The organism is Enterobacter cloacae complex sp. HYC042_NIDB (genome assembly GCF_056673315.1).
The window spans coordinates 3,110,303-3,135,585 of the sequence record NZ_CP109650.1 but is presented as its reverse complement, the minus strand read 5'-3'; the positions used below and the strand labels follow the sequence as shown (position 1 = coordinate 3,135,585).

The following is a 25,283-nucleotide window of genomic DNA, read 5'->3' as shown; positions in this document are numbered from 1 at the left end:
TAAGGTGATTATCCCGTGTCCTGCCGTCGTCAAAGCGTGGAAAAGACGGGGATAATCACGCTACCTCTGGCGTTTAGGCGAAGATGTCTACGGCACCGTTACCGCGCGCCGCGGATTGCAGGGCGGCAGGGGTCGGCAGGAGCTCATCGCTCTCTTCATTAAAACCGCCGTGCTGGCCCGGGCGTGAAGCATGGTGCTGCTGGGATGAAGACTGCTGTTGCCCGGCAAAGCTCTCGCTGCTGACGCTGCTTTGAGAAAGCTGAATGCCGTTTTCCGCCAGCGAGGTCCGCAGGACCGGCAGCGCGGCTTCCAGCGCCGCGCGTACGTGGCTGTGCGCAGAGACCATCTGCAGCTGTGCCTGGTTATCGTCCAGCTTCAGCGAGATTTGCACCTGGCCCAGATCTTCCGGGTGCAGGCGCAGCTCCGCCGTCTGCTGGCCCTGCTTAGTGAACAGGGTGATGTGCTGGCTCAGGGACTGCTGCCATTCATGTGTGCCCAGAGGCTGGCTTAGCACCGGGGCGGTGGCAACGGTAGCGGCAGGCTGGCTGGCCGCATGGCTGGAGATAATCGGCGCCAGGGTAGCGGTCGGCGAAGATGACGAGGAGGCGCTGGCGAAGTCCTGCTTCTCAGCGGCTGCGGCCACGACCGGTGTGGCTGGCGCGTTGGCGGCGAGATCCGGACCGTTGTTCTTCGCCTGGCTCTGATAGGACGCAGAAAGCGGCGCTTTATCATGGCTTCCCGCAGGCGCGTTCAGGGACGGCGGCTGTCCCGCACCGTTTTGCGAAAGCGTGGCTGAACTCAGCGCCGAGGTGGCGTGAACGCCGTCGCTGCCTGCCGCACGAGAGGCGGTCGTCTGCTGGTGCGGCAGCATCGCCATCAGCGCGCTTAGCCCCGCCAGCTCTTCTTCGCTCAGCTCGGTTTTAGCGTCATCTTTACCGTTGGCCGCGGTGAGCGTCTTAAGCGCGTCGCCCTTTGACAGCGGTACCAGCCCGGAGACCAACGTTTCAAGCGGCGCGGGCTCCGACGTTTCAACGCCATTCAGCGCAGGCTGACGCGAGAGCAGGTCGGCAATTTTGGCCTGCAGAGCGGTATCGCCTTTGGCCTCCTGCGCGACTATCGACAGCTTGCTGCCGGCGGCTTTCAGGTCCGCCAGGGTGAGCGGCGCATCGTTGCCCTTGCCCGTTGCATCCGTCAGGGCGCCCGCCAGCAGGGAGAGAAAGTCCTGTGCACCCTCAGTGCCTTTCCCTGTTTGCATCCCGCCTGACGGGTCGCTGTCGCTCATCAGCAGTTGTTGCAGTGTGATCATTCCGGTTTCCTCATTGATGCGCGCTGGGCAAACTCATCCATTTTCTTCTGATCCAGGCGGTTTTCCGCCAGGGTCGAGGCTGCTATCTGCCGGTCCTGTAAGGTCTGCCAGGCCTGCAGCCGCTGTTTTTTCTCGCGCCAGAAATTCAGCGCGGTATCGACTTTTTGGGTCCACTGGTTTAGCTGCTGGCGGTGCTGCTCTATCGCCTTCTCGAGCGTCTGGATAAACTGCTGATAGTTAATCCAGCGCTGGCTGCCAATGCCCTGCGTCATATCGGTATTGAGGTTGGTGCGATATTCATGCTGATAGTCGATTAACATCTTCAACTGTTCTTCAGCCTGCTGGCACCCGCGTCGCATTGCGCCAAGCTGCAATGCGGCATCATCAACTTCTTTTTCAGCCAGATCTTTCAGCGTTGATAACGCGCTGTTTTGCGCCATGACCTTCGCCCTCCACCTGTGTTACACCTGCGGGAAAATCAGCTCCAGAGCCTGGATTGAATCTTCCCAGTCGGCACGCTCAAAAATGCCCTGTTGTAAAAACGCCTCCAGCTGCGGCCACAGGCTAATCGCCTTATCGAGCATCGGGTCGCTGCCTTTGGCATACGCCCCCACGCTGACCAGATCGCGGTTGCGCTGGAAGCTGGAAAGCAGTTGTTTGAAGTTACGCACGCGGGCGTAGTGCTTCTCGGTAATCAATGCCGTCATCGCACGGCTGATGGACGCTTCAATATCAATTGCCGGGTAGTGCCCGGCTTCGGCCAGGCGGCGCGACAGCACGATATGGCCGTCAAGGATCGCGCGCGCGGAGTCGGCAATCGGGTCCTGCTGGTCATCGCCCTCGGTCAGCACCGTATAGAACGCGGTGATGGAGCCGCCGCCGCTGATTCCGTTCCCTGCACGCTCTACCAGCGCCGGAAGTTTGGCGAAGACCGAAGGCGGATAGCCTTTGGTGGCCGGCGGCTCGCCGATGGCCAGCGCAATTTCACGCTGCGCCATCGCGTAGCGGGTGAGGGAGTCCATGATCAGCAGCACGTGCTTGCCGCGGTCACGAAAATCTTCGGCGATACGGGTGGCGTAGGCGGCACCCTGCATACGCAGCAGCGGCGACACGTCCGCCGGCGCGGCGATCACCACCGAGCGGGCGCGGCCTTCCGCACCCAGAATGTTTTCAATAAAGTCTTTTACTTCGCGACCACGCTCGCCGATCAGCCCCACGACAATCACGTCGGCCTGGGTATAGCGCGCCATCATGCCGAGCAGGACGGATTTCCCGACGCCGGAACCGGCGAACAGGCCCATGCGCTGTCCGCGCCCTACGGTGAGCAGGGCGTTAATCGGACGCACGCCGGTATCCAGCACGTGCTCAATAGGGGTACGCTGCAGGGGGTTGAACGGCTGGGTAATCAGCGCGCCGGTTTCGGTGGTGTCCGGCGCGGGCAGGCCATCCAGCGGCTTCCCGCTTCCGTCCAGCACGCGGCCGAGCAGGGCAGGGCCAAGCGGCAGCTGTTTCCCGCTTTGCAGCCCGTCGCCGCTGATGTTTTTGGCGTAAACGCGCGCGCCGGGCAGAATGCCTTCCACCTCTTCAAGCGGCATCAGGAACAGGCGCTGGCCGTTAAACCCGACCACTTCGCTTTCCACTTCACGCGTTTCCTGCCCATCCTGACGCTCAATGACGCAGGTCGCACCCAGGGGAAGCTGCAGGCCGGTGGCCTCCAGTACCAGACCGGTGGCGCGCGTCAGTCGCCCATAACGACGAACAGATGGCAGTTGCGCCATCTTCGTCTCAAAGTTGTCGAGCGTGGTGAGCCAGCGGGTAAGGCGTGCGGTCATCAGACGACTCCCGGTGCCGCCAGGCGACACAGTTCCTGCCAGCGGGTGGCGACGCTGGCATCCAGGTCGCCTTCATCGGCAGAGACTTTGCATCCGCCGTGGTGTAAGGATGGGTCGCCGCGCAGACGCCAGCCGTGCAGGCTCAGCGTTGCGCCCAGGCTCTCTTCAACGCGCTGCAGATCGTCCGGGTGGACGCGCAGCTGCGGTTTGCCGCTGAACAGCGGTTCCTGCTGAAGCAGACCCTGAATTTGTTTGATCAGCGCGGTGTTATCCACCACGGGCGTCTGGCCGATAACCTGACGCGCCGCCTCCAGCGCCATCTGCATCAGACGCGAGGCGATCACGCTGTCCAGCGCGTCCAGCGTGTGCTGGAACTCGCTGACCAGCTGCTGCATGCGGGCATGGATCGGCGCCTGCTGCTGGCGCGCCTGATCGATGCCGTGCTCTAACCCTTTCGCCAGGCCTTCCTGGTACCCCAGATCGTGCCCCTTCTGGCGGCCTTCGTTCAGACCGGCGTTATAGCCCTGCTCGTGCGCCTGCATTTGCAGCTGGGCCAGCATCTGCGCTTGCTGCTCCTCTTCGCTTAGCTCGGGCTGTTCAACGTCCGCGTCGGGCTCTGCGGGCGAGACCACCGCGGGCGTGAATTCGGCAAGGGGAGGGGCAAGATCGTCCGGAGTCCAGCGCTTCCACGACAGCTCATTAGACATAGGTGTCGTCTCCGCTGCCAATCACCATCTCGCCGGTTTCCGCCAGACGACGAACAATAAGCAGGATGGCTTTCTGTTCGTTTTCCACCTGAGACAGACGCACCGGGCCACGGTTGGCAAGGTCGTCGCGCAGGATATCGGCCGCACGCTGAGACATGTTGCGCAGGAACTTCTCGCGCAGCGGCTGTTCGGCGCCTTTGAGGGCGATAAGCAGCGACTCGGAATCCACTTCCTGGAGCAGGCGCTGGATGCTGCGGTCGTCCACTTCGACGAGGTTTTCGAACAGGAACATCTCGTCGATGATTTTCTGCGCCAGCTCGCCGTCGAATTCGCGAACCGCCGAAATGACGGCTTCTTCCTGCTGCGTTTTCATCAGGTTGATAATTTCCGCCGCCGTTCTCACGCCGCCCATTTTGCTGCGCTTGAGGTTCTGGCCGTCGAGCAGGTTGTTCAGCACTTCGGTCAGCTCTGCCAGCGCGGCCGGCTGAACGCCGCCGAAGGTGGCGATACGCAGCATCACATCGTGACGCAGGCGCTCTTCGAACAGGGCCAGAATATCCGCCGCCTGGCCACGTTTGAGGTGAACCAGGATGGTGGCGATAATCTGCGGGTGCTCGTCGCGAATCAGGTCGGCGGCACTCTGCGGCTCCATAAAGTTGAGCGTTTCGATACCGCTGGCGGTATCGCGGGTTTCCAGAATGTCTTCCAGCAGGCTGGCGGCACGCTCTTCGCCCAGCGCCTTGACCAGCACGGAGCGCAGGTAGTCGTTGGCGTTGACGTTCAGCGCGGCAAACTGTTCGGCTTCCTGTTCAAACTCTGACAGCACTTCGGTCAGCTGTTTGTTGGAGATTTGACGCACGTTGGCCATCGCCGCACTGAGAATTTGCACTTCTCGCTGGGAGAGGTGTTTAAACACCTCTGCCGCGCGATCTTCGCCAATGGTCATCAGCAGGATGACGCTTTTATCGGTGCCCGTAAGCGTATTACTCATGTTCGTTACCCATCCACTGGCGGATGACCAGCGCCACGACGCGCGGATCGTTATCTGACATTTCGCGAATGCGCTGGCTCATCACCTCAGCGCCCATGCGCTGGTTAGCACGACGCTGCTGCATCTGTTCATCTTTGCTGAGGCGAACTTCAACCGCTTCTTCCGTTTCCTGACGCGTATTCATCTGCTCGCGAGCCGCTTTTTCGGCTTCCGCACGACGCTGTAGCTGAGGACGAACGCCCTTACGCCACAGCAGCCACGCGACAATCAGCACCAGCAGCCAGCGGCCTGCGGACATCAGCTGGTCGATAAACGCCTGCTGTTGCCAGAACGGCAGTTCACCGCCGGTCTCTTCAACCGAGTTAAACGGAGAGTTCACCACGTTGAGGGTATCGCCGCGCTTCTCGGAGTAGCCCATCGCTTCGCGGGTCAGGTTCTCAATCTGCTTCATCTGCTCGGCGGTTAACGGCAACGGTTTGCCGTCCGGCAGGGTTTTGTAGTTCACCACCACCGCAACGGAAAGACGCTGAATATCGCCCACGTTCAGCTTAGTGTGGCGGATCGTCCGGTCCACTTCATAGTTCGTGGTTTCGTTACGGCTGCTGGAGCGCGGACCGGCGTTATTGGTCGTTGAGGTGGTCTGCTGATTATTTTGCTGACCGTTCTGCTGGTTGGCCGGCGGCGTGGAAATCGGCGCCGCGTTTGCCGGCGCTGGCTGGTTAGAGAGCGCGCCCGGCACGCCGCCAGGGTAGGCCCCGCCGATCTGTTCGCTGGAGTTTATCTGGCGTGAACGCATTACCGCCTGAGCCGCATCGCCGTTCGGGCTGTATTGCTCTTCGGTTTGTTCTTTATTAGAGAAGTCAATCTGCGCGGTCACCTGGGCGTGCACGTTGCTGTTGCCCACCACCGGGCCGAGGATCGCTTCGATGCGACGCTGGAGACGGCTTTCAACGTCGGCGGCGTATTTCAGCTGCGCGTCGTTCAGGTCACGCCCGGCGGTATTGGATTGCGTCAGCAGGTGTCCGCTTTGATCCACCAGCGTCACGTTACCCGGCGGCAGGCCGGCGACGGCGCTGGAGACGAGATGCGTTACCGCGCTGATTTGCCCTTCGTCCAGCGCGCGGCCGGGTTCGAGGTTCACGGTAACGGAAGCTGAAGGGGATTTCTGTTCCCGAACAAATAAAGAGGGTTTAGGCATTGCCAGGTGCACGCGGGCACTCTTCACCGGGCCTAACGTTTCAATGGTGCGGGCCAGTTCGCCTTCCAGCGCACGCTGGTAGTTAACCTGCTCGCTGAACTGGCTGATGCCGAATTTTTCCTGGTCCAGCAGCTCAAAGCCGACCGCGCCGCCCTTTGGCAGGCCCTGCTGTGCCAGGCGCAGACGAAGCTCGTGCACTTTATCCGCCGGTACCTCAAGCGCACCGCCATTATCGGCAAAGCGATACGGGATGTTCATCTGGGTAAGCTGGGTGACGATGGCGCCGCCATCCTGATCGGAAAGGTTGCTGTAGAGCGTGCGGTAATCGGGGCTTTTCGCCCATAAAACCATCGCTACAAGGATCGCAATTGCGGCAGCGCCTGCCACGATCAACGGGATTTTAGGATTCGCGCGAAGGCGGTTCATCCACTCGAGTGATTTATTTTGTGGCGCTGTCGATGCTGTTGCACTCATTGCGCACCTCTTAAATCCTGGTGGTTTACGTTATTCGTGTAGAGAAACAAAACTGACTCCCGGGTCGGCAAACACGACAAAAGTTCCATATTGATGGCCCTGCCATTATTTGACGATTCCGGATTTTCTATGCGTCAAATAACCTGGTTTTTTCATGCTATTTACCGCCATTATCTTATTGACAAGCTGTTAGTCTTGACCGCGTAAAAAACCATCCAGGGGAGAGTCATGGCTATACAGGGCATTGAAGGGGTCATCAGTCAGTTGCAGGCAACGGCGATGACGGCCCGTAATCAGAATGTGGCAGAACAGCAGCCGACCATCAGCTTTGCGGGGCAACTGCATGCCGCTCTTGACCGTATCAGCGATACCCAGACCGCTGCGCGTACGCAGGCGGAGAAGTTCACCCTCGGCGAGCCGGGCGTGGCACTCAATGATGTGATGACCGATTTGCAGAAAGCCTCGGTTTCCCTGCAGATGGGGATCCAGGTGCGTAACAAGCTGGTGTCGGCTTATCAGGAAGTGATGGGGATGCAGGTGTAGGTTATCTAACCTGATGCTATTTATAATTATTAATCATCCGATCCTACAGCGTGGGGAATGTATGGGGCAAACGCTCTCGATTTCTGTTTGAGAATGAGGACCTGGTCCTGGTTATTTTTAGCCATCCAGGATCCCTACACCCGGTAAACCATTTGCGCGCCGCATTGCTGCCTCTTGCGACTGGTTGAAAGACCCGACTGCGTAATGATGGCAGGCACGGGTAATCATTGTTCCCGATTGAAGGGCTATACCCAATTACTGGGTACGATTAAAAGCAGCAATTGCACACCTCCCCGATGCGTCATCGTCACGTCTCAAGACTTCAATACCGCTTTCAAAATTACAATCATTCGAATGTGATGGAACTGAAAATAATTTCACTGGCACGTGTGTGCTGAGCCCCAAGTATGGGGCTGATCGGATAATAAATGGACGAAAATTCATTCGGAAACGCATAAGTGAGTTGATATTCTATGGAAATGATGGCGTTCTATGTATCGCGGCGATAATTAGATCCATTAGAGCGGATTATTTTATCTGGTTAACGCTATCATTTTTTAGAATGACGCACATTGGGCACTGTTTAGCTATGAAACAACACGCTCTGGGTTGTTTCTGTCTATCCATGATATGATTTTCTTTGAAAGGTTAATTGATGGAATCTCAATGAGATTGAATGAAATCCATGCGATTGCAATTGAGCAGGTTGTCATAATGGCTAAGGTATAAAAACCATTCATTGAAATGCTTGGGAAATATGTGTTAGTTATTTCTATAAAAATGAAATGCCACATGTAAAGAGAAAATGAAATATTCCCGAGCATAATTAGAGGCTTGTGTTTTGCTGTCGTGAAACTTGCTTCCATTAAAGTCGTTGAGACGACAATGATAAATGCCATAGCCCCCCAGCCTAAAGGGCCGTGATCGTTGTGTTGTGTTGAAAATATTAATGCTGTAGTAACAATTATGGTTGAAATTAGCAAAATGTTTAAAACTGTTCCCCTGTATCTCGATAGCGCAGGTAAAATATTTTTATATATCAAATATGATACCATACCATATACAAAGTCAATGTATATAGGTGATGAAATAAGAGTAATAAAGTCATTTTCGATATAGTTTGTATTTACGCCATTGAGTGTTGGAGTGGCGCTCATTAATTGTGAAAATAAAACCATTGTCAAGATTATGGATGAGCATAATATAGCCCTATATTTGTGGGATATAATCATGGCTGCAAGAAAAATAATATAAAAAGAAATCTCGTAAGTTAATGTCCATGCTATTGCGAGTACATTGTATCCAAAGAAAGGAGCCCCAGCGTGATAATCGATTTGGAGAGGTGCGATTGACCATATAAACCATGCGTCTAAGCCGGTTGAGCCCTTTTTGATTGTCAAAAATATAAAGTAAATTGACACCGCCAAGATCAAAAGTGGGTAGATTCTAAAAAATCTTCTAATAAAAAACTTAAGTGGATATAAATATTCCTTTTTTTGAGTTGCAAAACAGATTATAAACCCACTAATTACAAAGAATAAATCTACACCAAAAGCTCCATTAACAAACAGTAAATCCCCAAGATTTGACTGTACGTAAGTGTTGTTAACATAGCCTCTTAAATGGAACAGCACCACGAATAAAGCCGCAATTCCCCTTAAGTAATGAATACTTTTGACCATATTGATATCCTTTATATAAATAGGGATGTTTTTTACATAATACTTCAAAAGAATGGCGTTTTGGATAACGCCATTTCCGATATACCAGCAAAACTGCAAAGTGATTATTTAAATTCTAAATAATTACTAGATAGTATTTTTACTGGATCAGTAGTGTACATTCCGATATTGATTTTACTTATTTCTGATAAATCTAACTTTCCTGCATCACTATAAGTATACCAATCACTCCCTACTTTAATTGCCTTAATTATAGTATCCATGTTTATGTTATCATTATTTTTTAAAGTAACATGAGAAAAAATGGCGGTGTTATTCATCAAATAAACATTTATGTCACCCGAGATACGATATATAAGCTTATTTTTACCTGATAATTTATCAGTGTAAAAATAAATCGATTTCAATGTTATGCCTTCATTTAATTTTGCATTAACGTCTCTCTTGGGAAGTAAGTCAATGATTGAGTAATCGAAATTAATTGGCTCTTCAATGATTTTATCTACTTTAAAATAATTAAACATATATGAGTTCTTGAAAGTAGGGAAACCATCTGATTTTTTTAAAAGTCGGTTAAGGTAAAAGTCAGGTATTACGATCTCTTTTTTTCCTTCGTTGATTTGCTGTGTTAACATCGCCATGCGTATTGCATCTTGCTTTGACGCTCTTATATTAGAATAGGAAATCAGGCCGTAAGAGGGTACAAAGTAAGTCATAGCGAACACAATGACAATACTAAATATCGAGTTTTTATATATTTTTTCATTTGAAAAATTAGCAGAGTAAATTAAAAAAGAAAGGGTTATTAAAAACATAAATAAGGCACCAATACCAGATCTTTCAGGCATGTATGGTGAAGCAACAAATGCAAGGTCACACAACATCCCACCAATGAAAAATGCTAGTGCACAAATTAATGAACCCCTTGATTCTATTTTGAGTAGTCCAAATGAAAGTGCAATGAAAATGATGATTAGAAATATTGGCCATAAGCTATCCAGCGCTGCAGGAAGTCTTTCAAATAAATGTAGATCAAGTTTTTCTATTAATGTTAATGAGTGCCAATCTTTAAAATAAGACGATCTGATGGCAGAGCCTGGACTGAATAAAAGCACCGCAGAACCCAAGATAATCCCAATCAAATAGGGTGCCGACAGTTTAAAGCGGTTAAAACAAATAGAATATAAAACTGTCAGTATCGTTGCGACAATGCACGTGTTTTCGTTTGAACAACCTGCCAAAAAACCAACTAATATCCCCCCAGAATAACTAAGTAATGTATGTGGTTTTCTTTGTCGAGCGAGAATAACGAAAAATAAAGATATGTAAAATATAGGCCATAGATAGTTCGATGCGCCAACAAACCAGAAGAAAGTTTCACCAAGCGCTGGATTTGATATCCAAAGAGCTAAAAAGATAATTACTATCGAAATAGCGCTAGGTTTTGGCTTGCCATCAAATAACGCAGATGGTATCGCTGCAATAAGATAAACGCTGGCAACTAGCGCAGCAGCTGTCAAAGACTGATAGATATCATGATTGACATATTTGAGCATATATGAGCTAAATATGTTAGTAATTAGCCTTCCACTCCAGACTAAATAATGACCGATTTGCTCTTGAAGGCTGGCATGAAAATAATAATAATAATCATCTGACAATACTGGTGTGTGTAAATATGGCACCAACATAAGTAAAAAAATAATAATTAGAACTAACAGATTATTTTTGGAAATCATTTTTCTTTATTCCGTTTTAAACAATAGCGTGGTCTTTTTTTGGTTTCGATATAGATGCGCCCTATATATTCACCTAAAACACCAATGCCGATTAATTGAACGCCGCCGATAAACAGGATGGATACCAATAGGGATGTGTACCCTTTTATCGGATTGCCTATAATTAATGTTTGCAAAGTCATCCATGCGCCGTATAAGAATGAAATAGATGCAATTATGAAGCCTATATACATCCAAACCCTTAACGGGAAGGTAGAGAAACTTGTTATTCCCTCAAGTGCAAGATTCCACAGTTTCCAGCCGTTAAATTTAGTGCTGCCGGCAACGCGCTCAGCGCGTGCATACTCCACGACATCAGTACGCCCGCCAACCCAACTCAGCACGCCCTTCATGAACAAGTTGCGCTCTGGCATGAGCTGAATATTTTCCACGACCTCGCGGGACATCAGGCGGAAGTCTCCAACATTTTCTTCGATTTGCGGATTGCTGATTTTGTTATGTAGCTTATAAAACCACTCGGCGGTCTTGCGCTTCAGACGGCCATCTGTAGAGCGATCGGAGCGTTTGGCAAGCACCATATCTGCTCCGGCCTGCCACTTCTCTATCAGGTGTGGAATGACTTCAATAGGGTCCTGCAGGTCAACATCAATCGGAATAATAGCTTCTCCGCTAGCGTGATCCAGACCTGCGAACAGCGCAGGTTCTTTACCAAAGTTGCGAGTGAAGGACAGCGGAACTACAAGCGGATCGGCAAGGGCAAGTGCGTTAATAATTGATTCTGTACTATCTTTGCTGCCGTCATTAATGAACACTATCTCGACTTCATGTTGCTTAAGCTCTTCAAACTCCCGCACGGCTTTGTAGAAAATCGGAATTGCATCCTCTTCATTAAAAACTGGAACAACCAGTGAAATTTTCATTTAGCATCCCTGAATACAACGAACTTTGAATATACAAACCCGCACACCAAACTGATGGCGGAGAACACGATTAATGTGATGACAGGAGCTATGCCTGATTTGTCTGCACACCAGCCAAAAGCGGCACTCAATGTGCCCATAAAACCTACGTAAAGCATGTAGCGGATGGTTGTTGTGGAAGATTTAAAAGTGAATTTTGCATTGGCGAAGAAGCTGAACGACACAGCGACAACGAATCCGGCAAAGTTGCCAAGCGCCTGTCCTGTGTGGAATGCGTATATGCATACAGCAAAGACGACCCAATGAATTAGCGTGTTTATTACACCTATTGATGTGTATCTGGCGAATAACTTGAACATTTGAGAAATCAGTAAATTCAGAAAAGTCCGAATTGTAGCATCTGGCATTCACTTGATCGACCCTCATGTTTAACCACGCAGCATATTTATACAGTTGATTTTACAAATGATCATGCCACGCACTGCAGACATACACACCGTCTTCGTTGCGGCAGTACAGCTCACCGCTCATCTGCTTTCGTGGTCGTGAGCTGCGCCCAACCAGTCCAGCTCATTCCAATGGACAGCACGCACTCGACGATCATGAAGGTCGACCAGGCCTTTGTTGATTATGAAAAATGTTCGCTCATAACATTTATATACCGGTCTAAGACCTGTCGAACTTCGCTGGCAGCCTCTGCGCTTTAATGCCACAATATTTTTTTCTTCGAATGCAGGAAAGATGATGAAAAAAATAGCAATTGCTGGCGCGCTGCTGGCACTGACCGGGTGCGTTCAGGTCGATAACTATAATGACGTGATCAAGCATCCCGTCCCCGCGAACCTGGCGGGATACTGGCAGTCGAAAGGGCCTCAGAGCAGTCTGGTCAGCCCTGAAGCAATTGCCACGCTGGTGGTGACGGAAGAGGGTGATACGCTGGACTGCCGCCAGTGGCAGCGCGTGATTGCCGTACCGGGTAAGGTCATGCTGCGCTCAGACAGCTATTACAACGTGACCCGTAAGCTGGATATCTATCCGCTGGATCGCGACGGCGCTACGCTTGAGTATGACGGGATGGAGCTGCAAAAGGTTGCCCGCCCGACGGTGGAGTGTGCTGACTACCTGAGCAAAAACCCGCTGGAGAGTAAACTACCGTAGCCGTTTTTGTGCCGGGTAAGCGTCAGCGCCACCCGGCATTGTTTCTACAACGCATCCTCAATAACCCACACGCTGACGCTTCCCCCTTTACAGGTAAAGGTACCTTCGCCATCCGCCGCGGTGGTGACCGTTTCTTCACGATTGCCGAGGAAATCACGCCACGTTTTGTTGCCGTAGTTTTCCCCCAGGCAAATTACCTTCTCGCCGTCGTCGCCGTTCGACATCACCACCACGCAGCCGGGATCGTCTTCCGTGCCGCTGCGGCTGAAGGCGATGCAGTTTGGATGGTCAAAAAAGAGCGTCTGCACGCCGTGGGCAAAACGCTGGCGCGCGAGGATCAGCTCGTGAAGTTGCTCAATGACCGGCATATCAATATGGTACGTTTCACCGTCCCCTCCCGTATCGTCATAGCTTGCGCCGAACAGATCCGGATAGAAGACGCTCGGCACGCCGTTTTCCCGCAGCAGGATCAGCGCGTACGCCAGCGGTTTAAACCAGGCCTCGACCGGGGCTTCCAGCGCCTGCAGAGGCTGCGTGTCATGGTTCGCGACGAGGGTCACCGCATGGAACGGGTCGGCCTCCACCAGCGTGCCGGTAAAGATCTGGCTCATGTCGTAATCTCGTCCCTGGCGCGACGCTTCGTGGAATTTCATCTGCAGGGGGGCATCAAACAGCATGGTTTTACCGTCGACCTGGTCAATATAGGCCTGAAGTTTATCCACCTCGTGAGACCAGTATTCCGCCACGATAAACAACGGCTGTTCGGCCACTTCCTGAACGTGCTCAATCCACTCTTTGTAAAACCAGGCGGGAATATGCTTGACGGCGTCCAGACGAAAACCGTCGCAGCGCGTCTGTTCCATGACCCAGCGGGCCCAGTATTTGATCTCCTCGGTGACGGCGTGATTGCGAAAGTCGATGTTTTCGCCCATCAGGTAATCGAAGTTACCCATCTCATCATCGACCTGGTCATTCCAGCCTTCGCCGGTGTAGTCGTTGACGATTTTAAAGATCCCGTCTTCATCCGGGTTTTCAATATGGTCGACGCCGCTAAAGCATTTGTAATCCCAGATAAACTGCGAGTATTGCCCGGCGCGGGCGGGGAAGGTGTAGCGAGTCCAGGCCTCACACTCGATGATTTCATCATCAATTTGTGTACGGTCCTGTTCGTTCACGCGCTGCACGCGGACAGGCTCTTTCTCATCAGCCCCCATTTTGTGATTCACCACCACGTCCAGCAGGACGGCAATCTCGTTGCTTTTGAGGGCGTCAATGGCTTCCAGCAGCTGCGCTTTGTCACCGTATTTCGTGGCGATACTGCCTTTCTGGTCAAACTCGCCGAGGTCAAACAGATCGTAAGAGTCATAGCCAACCGAATATCCGCCGGAAGCCCCTTTATACGCGGGCGGCAGCCAGATCATGTTGATGCCGATTTCATTAAGATTGGGGGCTAACGCCGTGACTTCTCGCCACAATTCACCGCCAGCGGGGTAATACCAGTGAAAGCATTGTAACAGGGTGGGGTTTTTCATCGTCCGTGCTCCAGAAGCCATATGGCAGACTTCTGGAGTATGGATGAAGAAATCATAATTGTGTGTCGCGGGTAACACTTTCTGGATAAAGAATATTCCCTGACAGCTTTCCATAGGTAGAGGTGATGGATTGCTGTTTGCCGGTCTGATCGATGAGATTACGCAGTTCGTCCATCCGCACTTTCAGCAGCGCCTTTAACGTATTCTCATTGTCGAGGATCATCTCCAGCAGCGCACGCGCTTGCTCAACCTGAGCCGGGGGGCATGACATGATTGGCGTTTGCGAAATCCTTTCCACCAGTTGAACGTAATGCATTTCCTGCTCAATAAGCGCATCCCATTGACCAGAATGTGCGAGATTTAGCATAGCAATGCTCTGAGCATGTAACGCCTGCCAGTGGCTAAGCGCTGCGCTGGGATTATTCATCAAAATTATCCTGAAATAGAGGACGCATTGGGGCCGATTTGCTTCCACGCATCCGCAATGTTGTTTAATAAACCCTCGACTTCAACAATTGCGTCTACGTCATTACTGACGTTCGCCAGTAATAAACGTCGAACCATATATTCGTACAAGGAGGCAAGATTACTGGACAGCTCGCTCTCAACTTCCATGTTCAGTCCTGCTTTTAAACCGTTGTCGATGATGTTAATGGCTTTGGATAACGCTTCGCCTTTTTCACGAATTTGTCCGGCTTCCATGAACAAACGCGCGCGGACGAGGGCGCTATGCGCCCCGTCGAACAACATGACAATCAGCTGGTGTGGACTGGCATTCATAACTGCGCTTTCTACTCCTATCTGCTGATAGGATTGAACACCAGAGGTCTTATACATATCCACTCCTGAAGGCTACGACTATTTTTGTGAGAACTGTTGGGTCAGATAGTTGGCCGTACTGGTCATTTTGGTGACTAATACGTCCAGGCTGGTGAACTGCGCTTTGTAACGCGCCATGGTGGCATCAATAGTAGCTTCCATAGAATCGTAACGTTCGCCCAGAGTTTTCAGCGTTTTGTTAATACCGTCTTTCGCGTTCTGGATCACGCCCGCGCTGCCGGTGCTGGTGCTGAGCATGGTGGTCAGCGTGTTGTTCATCTGGGTCGCCAGACCGGTTTTCTTTCCGTCACCGATAAAGTACTGCTGTACGGCGGTTGGATTGTCGGTCAGCGCTTTTTTCAGCTTATCGGTATCCACTTTGAGGTTACCGACCGTACCGTCTGCACCTTTCACCGGATCCTGGGTAATCCCCAGCTGAGCCATGATCTGAACGGAGCCGGCCTGAACTTCGGTCAGCAGACCGCGCAGCTGAGACTGGATCCCGCGCACGTTTGCATCACCCACCAGCGCGCCGTTGCTGGTGGACTGGCTGCCAGAACCTGCGTCGACCGGCACATATTTGGTCAGGCTATTAATAGTGGACTGCAGCGAGTTATACGCGGTGACCCAGTCGGTTACGGCTTTCTGGTTCGCATCCGTGGCGCGCGTTACTTCCAGCATTTCATCCGCTTTACTTTCTGCCTTCACGGTGAAGGTCATCCCCGGCAGCGCATCGGAGATGGTGTTCGATTGACGCTCAATCTTGATGTCGTTCACAACGACAATCGCGTTCTGGGCCGCGGTATTTACCGCCAGCGCGCCGGTTTTGGCGGTTGAGTCGTAGCCGATTACGCTTTGCAGCTTGTCGTCCCCGGTGACGCTGATGGTCATCTCGCCATCCGTACCGGTGGTTTTCGAGGAGAGCATCAGGCGGTAATCGCCGTCTTTCGCCTTGATTACGCTGGCGGTGACGTTGCCGTTCGCTTTATTAATCGCGCTCGCGATCCCGGCAAGCGACGTATCGCCATCGGCCAGGTTCACCTCTAAAGGCGTTTTTGTCCCCGGCTGGGTAATCGTAATTTTACGCGTCGTGCCGGTCGTATCGCCCAGCAGCTCCGTGTTGGTGGCATAGGAGCCCGTCGTGAGCGCCTGTGCTTTTGCCACCTGGTTGACGTTAACCACATAAGAGCCGACGGATGCGTCTGCGGTCGTGGTTGCCGTAAAGGCCGTGTTGGTGCTGCTTACGGCGGTTGAGTTCCATGTGGTCGCTTTACCCAGCGCAGCGGTCGCAGTCTGCAGCGAGGTCATGGCACTCTGCAGCTTGCCGTACGCGCTTAACTGTGCGTTATACGTTGATTGCTGGGTAGTAATCGTCGTCAGCTTGGTTCGTTCTGCTGCATCCAACTGATTATATAATTCCCCGAGTCCTGCAGAACCTATCCCGAGGTTACTGATAGTAGCCATGCATATTTTCCTTAAATACGAAAGTAGTTCAGGACTCTTATCGGCCTCGAATAGTAAAAGTTTACGATGGTGAGAAAAAAATAATCCAAAGAATAGGCATGTCCTGGCGCGTTAAATGAAACGATTGCACTTTGGGATGATTTTTAGCGCGTCAATAACACAGATAAGTGTGTGCCTTTTTTGGCATATTCCGCGTATTAAAAAGCCGTAAATAATAACCTTATGATGAACCTTAATTGATTTTTTAAAAATAAAACCATTAATAATCATTGAGTTATAATTTTTTCGAAATTGATTCTAAAGTCTTTTCGGGACCCGTCGATAACCTTGTTGACGGTGAGAGACGCTGTGAGTGTTAGGCACCGGACCTAAAACCCAATTTTTGAAGGAAAGAAAATTATGGCAGTTATCAATACTAACCTGTTGTCCCTGACTACTCAGAACAACCTGAACAAATCTCAGTCTTCTCTGGGCACTGCTATTGAGCGTCTGTCTTCAGGTCTGCGTATCAACAGCGCGAAAGACGATGCCGCTGGCCAGGCGATTGCAAACCGCATGACCTCCCAGATCAAAGGTATGACTCAGGCAGCGCGTAACGCCAACGACGGTATCTCCATGGCGCAGACTGCTGAAGGTTCCCTGAACGAAATCAACAACAACCTGCAGCGCGTTCGTGAACTGGCTGTTCAGGCAAGCAACGGCACCAACAGCACGTCTGACCTGGCCTCTCTGCAGGATGAAGTTACCGCTCGTCTGGCTGAAATCGACCGCGTTGCAGGCAAGACTGACTTCAACGGCATCAAACTGCTGACTGGCACTGCGGGTGCAGCTGGTGATGGTAAAGTTGCGATTCAGGTTGGTGTTAACGATGGCGACACTATTACTCTGGACCTGAGCGGTGCTAAAGCTGACTCCACTACTCTGGGCGTAAATGGTCTTGACCTGAAAGCAATCAAAGCAACCGATCTGGACACCATTGACAAAGCAATCGCTAAAGTTGATACCGCTCGTTCCGGTCTGGGTGCTGTGCAGAACCGCTTCACTTCTGCAATCAACAACCTGAACAACACCTCTAACAACCTGTCTGCTGCTCAGTCCCGTATCCAGGACGCTGACTACGCAACTGAAGTTTCCAACATGTCCCGCGCGCAGATCCTGCAGCAGGCTGGTACTTCTGTTCTGTCCCAGGCAAACCAGGTTCCACAGACCGTTCTGTCTCTGCTGCGTTAATTTTACGCATCAAACCCCGCTTCGGCGGGGTTTTTTTGTCTCTGAATTTTGAGGATCCGCCCGTGAAACAGATCGTTATTACCCAGCCTAAACTGGTCGCAGATTTTTCCTGTGTCGGTGGGGAATGCCGTGAACATTGTTGTCAGGGCTGGACCATCGCGTTCGATAAATCCTCCGTCAACCGCTATCTCAACAGTAAAAACGCGGCAATTCGCCAGACGGCGAAGACGGGAATTAAAATTACCAAAAAACAGTACGGCCACTGGGGTGAGGTGATTTTCCATACGGAGAGTAAAAACTGCCCGTTTATGGATACCGATAAGCTCTGCTCAATTCATGGTGCGATGGGCGCTCAGGCCTTAAGCCCGACCTGTTCGTCGTTTCCCCGGACAAACCGGGTCTATAAAACCGAAATCGAAAAATCCCTTAACCTCTCGTGTCCGGAAGTGACCCGTCTGCTGCTGAACGATCGGGAGTCGATGGCGATGATGGAATCCATCAGCGTTCAGCAGGACGTTAATAATGCGCCAGCGATGGATTTGAAGGCTAAGGTCATCAATCTCTTCTGCCAGAACCTGTTCAGCGTTGAGGCGGTGAGCGTTGAAGAACAAGTTTATGCTGTGGTGAAATTCCTGATGGTGGCTGAAAAGCTACAAAACCTGGAAGAGAATATCAGCACGCTCGAAACGGTTTATTATTCACTGGTGAACGAGCTGGTGAGCGGTAAAATCAAGGCTGAATTGAGTGGCTTCAACCAGAACTATAGCCTTAAATTCGGATTAATTTCGCTTATTCAAAGCTTCTTTACAAAGAAAACGGCCAGCCGCGGTGGGGCAGTTTTAAACCGTTATTTCTCCCAGCTGTACCAGCAGTTCGAGGCTGTCGGTGACAGCGTGCCGGCTGAAAAGGTGATGGAAAACATCGAATCCGTCTGGCGCGATGTGGCGGGCAGTTACCTGGCGGAAAACGATCACCTCTTTAAGAACTTTTTTAAATATAAGCTCTGGCAGCAGGCATTCCCGCAGAGCAATGGCCGCAGCATGTTGAATAATCTTTATTTAATCGTTGCGGAGTTCTATTTTCTCAAATCGCTGCTTGCCGGTCAGGCCATCGCGGCGGGGAAAATTGAACAAGACAATATTATTGACGTTATTTACAGCTTCCACTCCCTGAGCCAGCATAATCAGGAAGCCGGAAAGCTCTTTCATCAACATATAGATAGCGTCAAATTGGGCGACGATCTTTCATTGTTACAACTGTTAATTTAGTCAGAAAAGTTGCCCCTGCTGTGGGCAACCTCAGAATAACCTCACTTTATCCCCCTTTTTCATCCAATTGAACGCCCTGCAGAATCGGATAATCATGCCGATAACTCAACTAACGCAGGGCTGTTTATCGTGAATTCACTCTATACCGCTGAAGGTGTAATGGATAAACACTCGCTGTGGCAGCGTTATGTCCCGCTGGTGCGTCACGAAGCATTGCGCCTCCAGGTGCGTTTGCCGGCGAGTGTGGAACTTGACGATCTGCTACAGGCGGGCGGTATCGGGTTATTGAATGCAGTTGACCGATACGACGCTCTGCAAGGAACGGCATTTACGACTTACGCAGTTCAGCGTATTCGTGGTGCGATGCTGGACGAGCTGCGCAGCCGCGACTGGGTGCCGCGCAGCGTTCGCCGCAACGCGCGCGAAGTGGCGCATGCGATGGGACAGCTGGAACAGGAACTGGGACGCAACGCAACGGAAACCGAAGTGGCGGAACGTCTTGGCATTGCTGTTGAAGAGTATCGTCAGATGTTGCTCGATACCAATAATAGCCAACTCTTCTCCTATGACGAGTGGCGCGAAGAGCATGGCGATAGCATCGAGCTGGTGACGGACGAGCACCAGCAGGAAAACCCGTTACACCATTTAATGGAAGGGAATTTACGCCAGCGCGTAATGGAAGCGATTGAAGCTCTGCCCGAGCGCGAACAGCTGGTGTTGACCCTTTATTACCAGGAAGAGCTTAATCTCAAAGAGATTGGCGCGGTTCTGGAGGTGGGGGAGTCGCGGGTTAGCCAGCTGCACAGCCAGGCCATTAAACGCTTACGAACCAAACTGGGTAAGTTATAGGTGATCCAATCACCCGAAAAATGCCGCACAACGTATTGACAACCAGGAGTTATCATGACGGTGCAGCAATCTAAAAGACGGCCTTTAAGCCGCTACCTAAAAGACTTTAAACACAGCCAGACGCATTGCGCCCACTGTAACAAATTACTCGATCGTATCACGCTGGTTCGCCGCGGCGAGATCGTGAATAAAATCGCTATCTCTCGCCTCGACACGTTAATGGATGAAGCCGCGTGGCTCGAAGAGCAAAAAGAGTGGGTGGCGCTTTGCCGTTTCTGTGGCGATCTCCACTGCAAAGAGCAAAGCGACTTCTTCGATATCATCGGCTTCAAACAATTCCTGTTTGAACAAACGGAGATGAGCCACGGCACCGTGCGCGAATATGTGGTTCGCCTGCGCCGTCTTGGGCAGCATCTGAGCGTTAACAATATCTCTCGCGATCTGCTGAAGACCGGTTACCTGGATGAAAATCTGGAGCCGTGGCTGCCTGCAACCAGCACCAACAACTACCGTATTGCGCTGCGCAAGTATGCGCAATATAAGGTGCAAATGCCGGGTTCCGCGAAGCAGAAAGCGCTCGCCGGAACAACTTCTGATATATATTAAAAAAGAATAAGATGTAGCGCAGTCGCCTTTGACGTTGCAGGCGATTTCTCTACACTACGTAAAAATTCCACTATATCGGGGTATTTATGAAATTTGCACTTCTGGGTCGTCAGGCGCTGATGGGTGTTATGGCCGTCGCGCTGGTTGCGGGCATGAGCGTGAAAACGTTCGCCGCAGAAAACCTGCTGAATAAAGTAAAAGAGCGCGGTACGCTGCTGGTCGGGCTGGAAGGAACCTATCCTCCCTTCAGCTTCCAGGGTGATGACGGCAAGCTGACCGGTTTTGAAGTGGAATTTGCAGAAGAACTGGCGAAGCACCTCGGCGTTAAAGCCTCCCTGAAACCGACCAAATGGGACGGTATGCTGGCCTCGCTGGATTCAAAACGTATTGACGTGGTGATTAACCAGGTGACCATTTCTGACGAGCGTAAGAAGAAGTATGACTTCTCCACGCCGTACACCGTGTCCGGTATTCAGGCGCTGGTGAAGAAAGGTAACGAAGGCTCCATTAAATCCGCTGCCGATCTGAAAGGCAAAAAAGTCGGCGTCGGTCTGGGAACTAACTACGAAGAGTGGCTGCGCCAGAACGTTCAGGGCGTGGACATCCGCACCTATGATGATGACCCGACGAAATATCAGGACCTGCGCGTAGGCCGTATCGACGCCATTCTGGTTGACCGTCTGGCCGCTTTGGATCTGGTGAAGAAAACCAATAATACCCTGGCAGTAGCGGGTGATGCGTTCTCTCGTCAGGAATCCGGCGTGGCCGTCCGTAAAGGCAACGCGGATCTGGTGAAAGCCATTGATTCCGCGATTGCTGACATGCAGAAAGACGGCAGCCTGAAGGCGCTGTCTGAGAAGTGGTTCGGGGCCGACGTCACCAAATAAGTCGGTGACCTGGAAAAAGGCGCTTTTAAAAGCGCCTTTTTTATTTCTTACGCGTCTGCGTGCATAATGAAAAATATCACATTTTGTCTGAGTTACCGGAGAGTCCATGTCACTACAGAATTTAACGCGCTTTCCCCGTCTGGAATTTATCGGTGCGCCGACGCCGCTGGAGTACCTGCCGCGATTTTCTGATTATCTGGGACGCGATATTTTTATTAAGCGCGATGACGTGACGCCGATGGCGATGGGGGGCAATAAGCTGCGCAAGCTGGAGTTTCTGGCGGCCGACGCGCTGCGCGAAGGCGCGGATACGCTTATTACTGCCGGGGCCATTCAGTCCAACCATGTTCGTCAGACGGCCGCGGTGGCGGCAAAACTCGGGCTTCACTGCGTGGCTCTGCTGGAAAACCCGATTGGCACGCGGGCTGAAAACTATCTCACCAACGGTAACCGCCTGCTTTTAGACCTGTTTAACGTGCAGGTGGAGATGGTGGATGCGTTGACCGACCCGACCGCACAGCTCGACGATCTGGCGACGCGTCTGGAAGCGCAGGGTTTCCGCCCCTACGTTATTCCCGTCGGCGGTTCGAACGCGCTGGGCGCGCTGGGCTATGTGGAAAGTGCGCTGGAAATCGCCCAGCAGTGCGAGGGCGCCGTTAGCCTCTCGTCGGTCGTTGTCGCCTCCGGAAGCGCGGGCACGCATGCCGGGCTGGCGGTGGGGCTGGAACAACTTCTGCCGGATGTCGAGCTGATTGGCGTGACGGTTTCCCGCAGCGTCGCGGACCAGAAGCCAAAAGTAGTGGCACTGCAACAGGCGGTGGCAGAGCAGCTGGAGCTGAAGGCCAGGGCCGAGATCTTGCTCTGGGATGACTATTTTGCGCCGGGCTACGGCACGCCTAATGAAGAGGGGATGGAAGCCGTTAAGCTGCTGGCGCGCCTTGAAGGTATACTGCTCGATCCGGTCTATACGGGTAAAGCGATGGCCGGGCTTATCGATGGCATTGCGCAGAAACGCTTTAAGGATGAAGGGCCGATTTTATTTGTGCACACCGGCGGGGCGCCCGCGCTGTTTGCTTATCATCCTCATGTCTAAAAATCAGGTCGAAAAATAATAATGCAAGAAAGTATTCAACTGGTTATTGATTCCCTGCCATTCCTGCTGAAAGGTGCGGTATTCACGCTACAGCTCAGTATCGGCGGGATGTTCTTCGGTCTTGTGTTGGGCTTTGTACTGGCCTTAATGCGCATGTCGCCCATCCTGCCGGTACGCTGGCTGGCGCGCTTTTATATTTCCGTGTTTCGCGGTACGCCGCTTATCGCTCAGCTCTTTATGATCTACTACGGTTTACCGCAGTTCGGCATCGAGCTGGATCCGATCCCGGCGGCGATGATTGGCCTGTCGCTTAACACGGCGGCCTATACCTCCGAAACCCTGCGCGCGGCGATCTCGTCGATTGATAAAGGCCAGTGGGAAGCGGCTGCCAGTATCGGGATGACGCCGTGGCAGACGCTGCGACGCGCCATTCTGCCGCAGGCGGCGCGGGTAGCGCTTCCGCCGCTGAGCAACAGCTTCATCAGCCTGGTGAAAGATACCTCTCTGGCGGCAACCATTCAGGTGCCGGAGCTGTTCCGTCAGGCGCAGCTCATTACCTCGCGCACCCTTGAAGTTTTCACCATGTATCTGGCCGCCTCGCTGATCTACTGGGTGATGGCGACGGTGTTGTCTGCTCTGCAAAACTACTTTGAAAACCAGCTTAACCGTCAGGAGCGTGATCCAAAATGAGTGCAATTGACGTCAAAAACCTGGTGAAAAAATTCCACGGGCAAACGGTGCTCCACGGCATCGACCTGGAAGTTGAGCAGGGAGAAGTCGTGGCGATTATTGGCCCGAGCGGGTCGGGGAAAACCACGCTGCTGCGCAGTATCAACCTGCTTGAGCAGCCGGAAGGGGGCACCATTCGGGTTGGGGAGATAACGATTGATACCGGTAAATCTATCAGCCAGCAAAAAGGGTTAATTCGCCGTCTGCGTCAGCATGTTGGCTTTGTGTTCCAGAGCTTCAATCTATTCCCGCACCGCACGGTGCTGGAAAATATTATTGAAGGACCGGTCATTGTAAAAGGTGAGCCCAAAGAGGAAGCGACGGCACGCGCCCGCGAGTTGCTCGCCAAAGTCGGACTGGCAGGGAAAGAGACCAGCTATCCGCGCCGCCTGTCGGGCGGGCAGCAGCAGCGCGTGGCCATCGCGCGCGCGCTGGCGATGCGCCCTGACGTGATCCTGTTTGATGAACCGACCTCCGCGCTCGATCCCGAACTGGTGGGTGAGGTGCTGAACACCATCCGCCAGCTGGCGCAGGAAAAACGCACGATGGTTATCGTGACCCATGAAATGAGCTTTGCGCGCGACGTGGCGGACAGAGCCATCTTTATGGACCAGGGGCGGATTGTGGAGCAGGGACCGGCGAAAAGCTTATTTGCTAACCCCCAGCAGCCGCGAACCCGTCAGTTCCTGGAAAAATTCCTTATACAGTAGCATTTATGTACTCATTTGCTCCAGAAAGTTCTTCTGGAGCAAATTATTCTCGCTCATCGCCTTAAATGGTGTTCTTTTATTCCACCCGAACAGAATAATCCTTATCCATAGCACAGTTAATTGTGCTATTGCCGATATTTTGTAGTTAGAAATAAGTTTTATGTGTTAGGTTATATTCACCATAATAATGATTATCTTTTCAGAGGCTTCTTTTAGTAAGTATGAAGGATTCAGACTTTTTCACCTGGCGACGGGATTGCTCCCTGCGGTTTCAGGAATTGACCTGTGCTGCCGAGGTATATCATGAACTTCAGCGACAAACTCAGGCGCTGGAATTCGATTATTATGCACTCTGTGTGCGCCATCCGGTGCCGTTTACGCGGCCTAAAATTGCTGTGCATGCCACTTATCCGCAACAGTGGCTGGCGCAATATCAATCAGAGAACTATTTCACCATCGATCCGGTGCTAAAGCCGGAGAATTTCATTCAGGGGCATTTACCCTGGACGGACGAATTATTTGCGGATGCTCAGGAATTATGGCGTAGCGCGCAGGACTTCGGTCTACGTTCGGGAATAACGCAGTGTCTGATGCTGCCTAATCATGCGCTCGGCTTCCTCTCTGTTTCCCGTACTCGCGCGCAGGAAGGACCGTTTGCCGGCGAGGAAATAGAGCTGCGGCTGCAGATGCTGGTGCAAATGGCATTAACCGCGCTGCTGCGTTTTGAAGATGAGATGGTTATGCCGCCTGAGATGAAATTCAGCAAACGCGAACGAGAAATTCTGAAATGGACCGCGGAAGGGAAGACGTCGGCGGAAATAGCCATCATTCTCTCTATTTCAGAGAATACGGTTAACTTCCATCAGAAGAATATGCAGAAAAAATTTAATGCGCCAAACAAGACGCAGATTGCCTGTTATGCGGCGGCTACGGGACTGATCTGATTAGAGAGTACGTTCTGCGTGACAGACGAGTGGACGGCTGAATGCACTGCATCCAGCCGTTTTTTGTTACTGGCGGTACGCTTGTTTGATTTGCTTAACGGTGTTAGCAAATACGGCCGATTCCGCCTGGTCTTCCATCTGCGCGATTTGTTTTTCCATTTTAATGATCACACGACCAGCATCAGCCTGGCCCATCGCCTGCAGCATCAGCGTTAGCAGCGCTTTCAGGCAGTTTACTTCCTGTGCCAGTTCCTGGTTATTCTCCGCAGTGGCAAATTCAGGTGTGCTCATTTATTTTCCTCATTATTAAACGGCGCTAAAGCGCGACGACGAAAGTCAAGGCGGCGGAGTATACCACAAGCTGCAGCAAAAAATGCAGCGGTTGTTTTTCGTACTTTTACGCCAGTGTTTATTTGCGTAAACAGAGCCAGCCGGTAAACTGATGTTCTGTTACGGCTATTAATTGTTTGCGCCTGGTTTACTTGCCGTTAATTATTGTTACAAAAATTGAGAGCAGTTTTTCCGCGGGGAAAGCGTGCAAGCTTTTTGTAACTTTTTGAATACAGATGCTTAAAAATTGCCGCAAAAGCTCTGATGGCAAG

At 51.8% G+C, this 25,283-nt stretch carries 27 protein-coding genes; 11 read left to right on the top strand and 16 right to left on the bottom strand.

Features of this window, described 5'->3' with window-relative positions; translation table 11 throughout:
• Positions 1–73: 73 nt before the first annotated feature.
• The 6 genes from fliK to fliF are packed head-to-tail and all read right to left on the bottom strand — an operon-like array spanning position 74 to position 6,508.
• Positions 74–1,306 carry a flagellar hook length control protein FliK gene (gene fliK / locus OKF39_RS15090; protein ID WP_479983099.1) on the bottom strand — a complete coding sequence of 411 codons (1,233 nt, stop codon included), beginning with the start codon at positions 1,304–1,306 and terminating at the stop codon, positions 74–76.
• Entirely contained in the window at positions 1,303–1,746 is a 444-nt protein-coding gene (gene fliJ, locus OKF39_RS15085) for a flagellar export protein FliJ (protein ID WP_006811155.1), read from the bottom strand. Before fliJ ends, fliK begins: the two co-directional genes overlap by 4 nt.
• A 21-nt stretch (positions 1,747–1,767) precedes the next feature.
• On the bottom strand, positions 1,768–3,138 hold the full coding sequence (fliI, locus tag OKF39_RS15080) for a flagellar protein export ATPase FliI (RefSeq protein ID WP_023330814.1): 1,371 nt from the start codon (positions 3,136–3,138) through the stop codon (positions 1,768–1,770).
• Entirely contained in the window at positions 3,138–3,845 is a 708-nt protein-coding gene (gene fliH / locus OKF39_RS15075; protein WP_045260350.1) for a flagellar assembly protein FliH, read from the bottom strand. The genes fliI and fliH overlap by 1 nt, the downstream gene beginning before the upstream one ends.
• The gene (gene fliG / locus OKF39_RS15070) at positions 3,838–4,836 is read right to left on the bottom strand and encodes a flagellar motor switch protein FliG (RefSeq protein WP_014832476.1); all 999 of its coding nucleotides are present in this window, start codon (positions 4,834–4,836) and stop codon (positions 3,838–3,840) included. Before fliG ends, fliH begins: the two co-directional genes overlap by 8 nt.
• Positions 4,829–6,508 carry a flagellar basal-body MS-ring/collar protein FliF gene (gene fliF, locus OKF39_RS15065; protein ID WP_028013700.1) on the bottom strand — a complete coding sequence of 560 codons (1,680 nt, stop codon included), beginning with the start codon at positions 6,506–6,508 and terminating at the stop codon, positions 4,829–4,831. The genes fliG and fliF overlap by 8 nt, the downstream gene beginning before the upstream one ends.
• A 228-nt stretch (positions 6,509–6,736) precedes the next feature.
• Between fliF and fliE the strand changes: the two genes are divergently transcribed.
• A complete protein-coding gene (gene fliE / locus OKF39_RS15060; RefSeq protein ID WP_013097729.1) occupies positions 6,737–7,051 on the top strand; it encodes a flagellar hook-basal body complex protein FliE in 315 nt (104 codons plus the stop codon).
• A 587-nt stretch (positions 7,052–7,638) separates the two neighbouring features.
• On the opposite strand, the gene OKF39_RS15055 is transcribed toward fliE, so the two are convergent.
• The 4 genes from OKF39_RS15055 to OKF39_RS15040 all read right to left on the bottom strand — a co-directional run bounded on the left by OKF39_RS15055 (position 7,639) and on the right by OKF39_RS15040 (position 11,751).
• The gene (locus tag OKF39_RS15055) at positions 7,639–8,733 is read right to left on the bottom strand and encodes an acyltransferase family protein (RefSeq protein ID WP_047367840.1); all 1,095 of its coding nucleotides are present in this window, start codon (positions 8,731–8,733) and stop codon (positions 7,639–7,641) included.
• A gap of 104 nt (positions 8,734–8,837) precedes the next feature.
• Positions 8,838–10,472: a DUF6056 family protein gene (locus OKF39_RS15050; protein ID WP_028013697.1), complete on the bottom strand. Its 1,635-nt coding sequence runs from the start codon at positions 10,470–10,472 to the stop codon at positions 8,838–8,840.
• On the bottom strand, positions 10,469–11,392 hold the full coding sequence (locus OKF39_RS15045; RefSeq protein ID WP_028013696.1) for a glycosyltransferase family 2 protein: 924 nt from the start codon (positions 11,390–11,392) through the stop codon (positions 10,469–10,471). Before OKF39_RS15045 ends, OKF39_RS15050 begins: the two co-directional genes overlap by 4 nt.
• The gene (locus tag OKF39_RS15040) at positions 11,389–11,751 is read right to left on the bottom strand and encodes a GtrA family protein (RefSeq protein ID WP_028013695.1); all 363 of its coding nucleotides are present in this window, start codon (positions 11,749–11,751) and stop codon (positions 11,389–11,391) included. The genes OKF39_RS15045 and OKF39_RS15040 overlap by 4 nt, the downstream gene beginning before the upstream one ends.
• Positions 11,752–12,136: 385 nt before the next feature.
• On the opposite strand from OKF39_RS15040, the gene yedD reads away from it, so the two are divergent.
• Positions 12,137–12,550, top strand: a complete 414-nt coding sequence (gene yedD, locus OKF39_RS15035; RefSeq protein WP_028013694.1) for a lipoprotein YedD — start codon at positions 12,137–12,139, stop codon at positions 12,548–12,550.
• A 44-nt stretch (positions 12,551–12,594) separates the two neighbouring features.
• Here the strand turns inward: yedD and amyA are convergent, their stop codons facing one another.
• Genes amyA through fliD form a run of 4 tightly spaced genes read right to left on the bottom strand, consistent with a single transcriptional unit; the run spans position 12,595 to position 16,365 of the window.
• A complete protein-coding gene (amyA, locus tag OKF39_RS15030) occupies positions 12,595–14,082 on the bottom strand; it encodes an alpha-amylase (RefSeq protein ID WP_047367839.1) in 1,488 nt (495 codons plus the stop codon).
• A gap of 52 nt (positions 14,083–14,134) precedes the next feature.
• Positions 14,135–14,509 carry a flagella biosynthesis regulatory protein FliT gene (gene fliT / locus OKF39_RS15025; RefSeq protein WP_045260347.1) on the bottom strand — a complete coding sequence of 125 codons (375 nt, stop codon included), beginning with the start codon at positions 14,507–14,509 and terminating at the stop codon, positions 14,135–14,137.
• Between the two features lie 5 nt (positions 14,510–14,514).
• Complete coding sequence (gene fliS, locus OKF39_RS15020; RefSeq protein ID WP_045260346.1) at positions 14,515–14,919, bottom strand: flagellar export chaperone FliS; 405 nt, start codon at positions 14,917–14,919, stop codon at positions 14,515–14,517.
• A 21-nt stretch (positions 14,920–14,940) separates the two neighbouring features.
• Complete coding sequence (fliD, locus tag OKF39_RS15015; RefSeq protein ID WP_049136366.1) at positions 14,941–16,365, bottom strand: flagellar filament capping protein FliD; 1,425 nt, start codon at positions 16,363–16,365, stop codon at positions 14,941–14,943.
• 399 nt (positions 16,366–16,764) lie between these two features.
• Here fliD and OKF39_RS15010 point away from each other — a divergent pair, with 399 nt between their 5' ends.
• The 9 genes from OKF39_RS15010 to sdiA all read left to right on the top strand — a co-directional run bounded on the left by OKF39_RS15010 (position 16,765) and on the right by sdiA (position 24,681).
• On the top strand, positions 16,765–17,595 hold the full coding sequence (locus tag OKF39_RS15010; RefSeq protein WP_126818452.1) for a flagellin N-terminal helical domain-containing protein: 831 nt from the start codon (positions 16,765–16,767) through the stop codon (positions 17,593–17,595).
• Between the two features lie 62 nt (positions 17,596–17,657).
• Positions 17,658–18,863: a flagellin lysine-N-methylase gene (gene fliB, locus OKF39_RS15005; protein WP_224065807.1), complete on the top strand. Its 1,206-nt coding sequence runs from the start codon at positions 17,658–17,660 to the stop codon at positions 18,861–18,863.
• Positions 18,864–18,992: 129 nt separating this feature from the next.
• A complete protein-coding gene (locus OKF39_RS15000) occupies positions 18,993–19,712 on the top strand; it encodes an RNA polymerase sigma factor FliA (protein WP_014170714.1) in 720 nt (239 codons plus the stop codon).
• Positions 19,713–19,766: 54 nt separating this feature from the next.
• The gene (gene fliZ, locus OKF39_RS14995; protein ID WP_045631537.1) at positions 19,767–20,318 is read left to right on the top strand and encodes a flagella biosynthesis regulatory protein FliZ; all 552 of its coding nucleotides are present in this window, start codon (positions 19,767–19,769) and stop codon (positions 20,316–20,318) included.
• Between the two features lie 86 nt (positions 20,319–20,404).
• On the top strand, positions 20,405–21,205 hold the full coding sequence (tcyJ, locus tag OKF39_RS14990) for a cystine ABC transporter substrate-binding protein (protein WP_126345771.1): 801 nt from the start codon (positions 20,405–20,407) through the stop codon (positions 21,203–21,205).
• A 106-nt stretch (positions 21,206–21,311) separates the two neighbouring features.
• Positions 21,312–22,298: a D-cysteine desulfhydrase gene (dcyD, locus tag OKF39_RS14985; protein WP_048956501.1), complete on the top strand. Its 987-nt coding sequence runs from the start codon at positions 21,312–21,314 to the stop codon at positions 22,296–22,298.
• Between the two features lie 21 nt (positions 22,299–22,319).
• On the top strand, positions 22,320–22,988 hold the full coding sequence (gene tcyL / locus OKF39_RS14980) for a cystine ABC transporter permease (RefSeq protein WP_028013677.1): 669 nt from the start codon (positions 22,320–22,322) through the stop codon (positions 22,986–22,988).
• Positions 22,985–23,737, top strand: a complete 753-nt coding sequence (gene tcyN, locus OKF39_RS14975; RefSeq protein ID WP_248039050.1) for an L-cystine ABC transporter ATP-binding protein TcyN — start codon at positions 22,985–22,987, stop codon at positions 23,735–23,737. The genes tcyL and tcyN overlap by 4 nt, the downstream gene beginning before the upstream one ends.
• Before the next feature lie 221 nt (positions 23,738–23,958).
• The gene (gene sdiA, locus OKF39_RS14970; protein ID WP_063942277.1) at positions 23,959–24,681 is read left to right on the top strand and encodes a quorum-sensing transcriptional regulator SdiA; all 723 of its coding nucleotides are present in this window, start codon (positions 23,959–23,961) and stop codon (positions 24,679–24,681) included.
• A 66-nt stretch (positions 24,682–24,747) separates the two neighbouring features.
• Here the strand turns inward: sdiA and OKF39_RS14965 are convergent, their stop codons facing one another.
• Entirely contained in the window at positions 24,748–24,972 is a 225-nt protein-coding gene (locus tag OKF39_RS14965) for a DUF2594 family protein (RefSeq protein WP_014832453.1), read from the bottom strand.
• A 25-nt stretch (positions 24,973–24,997) separates the two neighbouring features.
• Positions 24,998–25,051, bottom strand: coding sequence for a hypothetical protein (locus OKF39_RS14960; RefSeq protein ID WP_418885776.1), 54 nt, complete (start codon positions 25,049–25,051; stop codon positions 24,998–25,000).
• Positions 25,052–25,283: the final 232 nt, after the last annotated feature.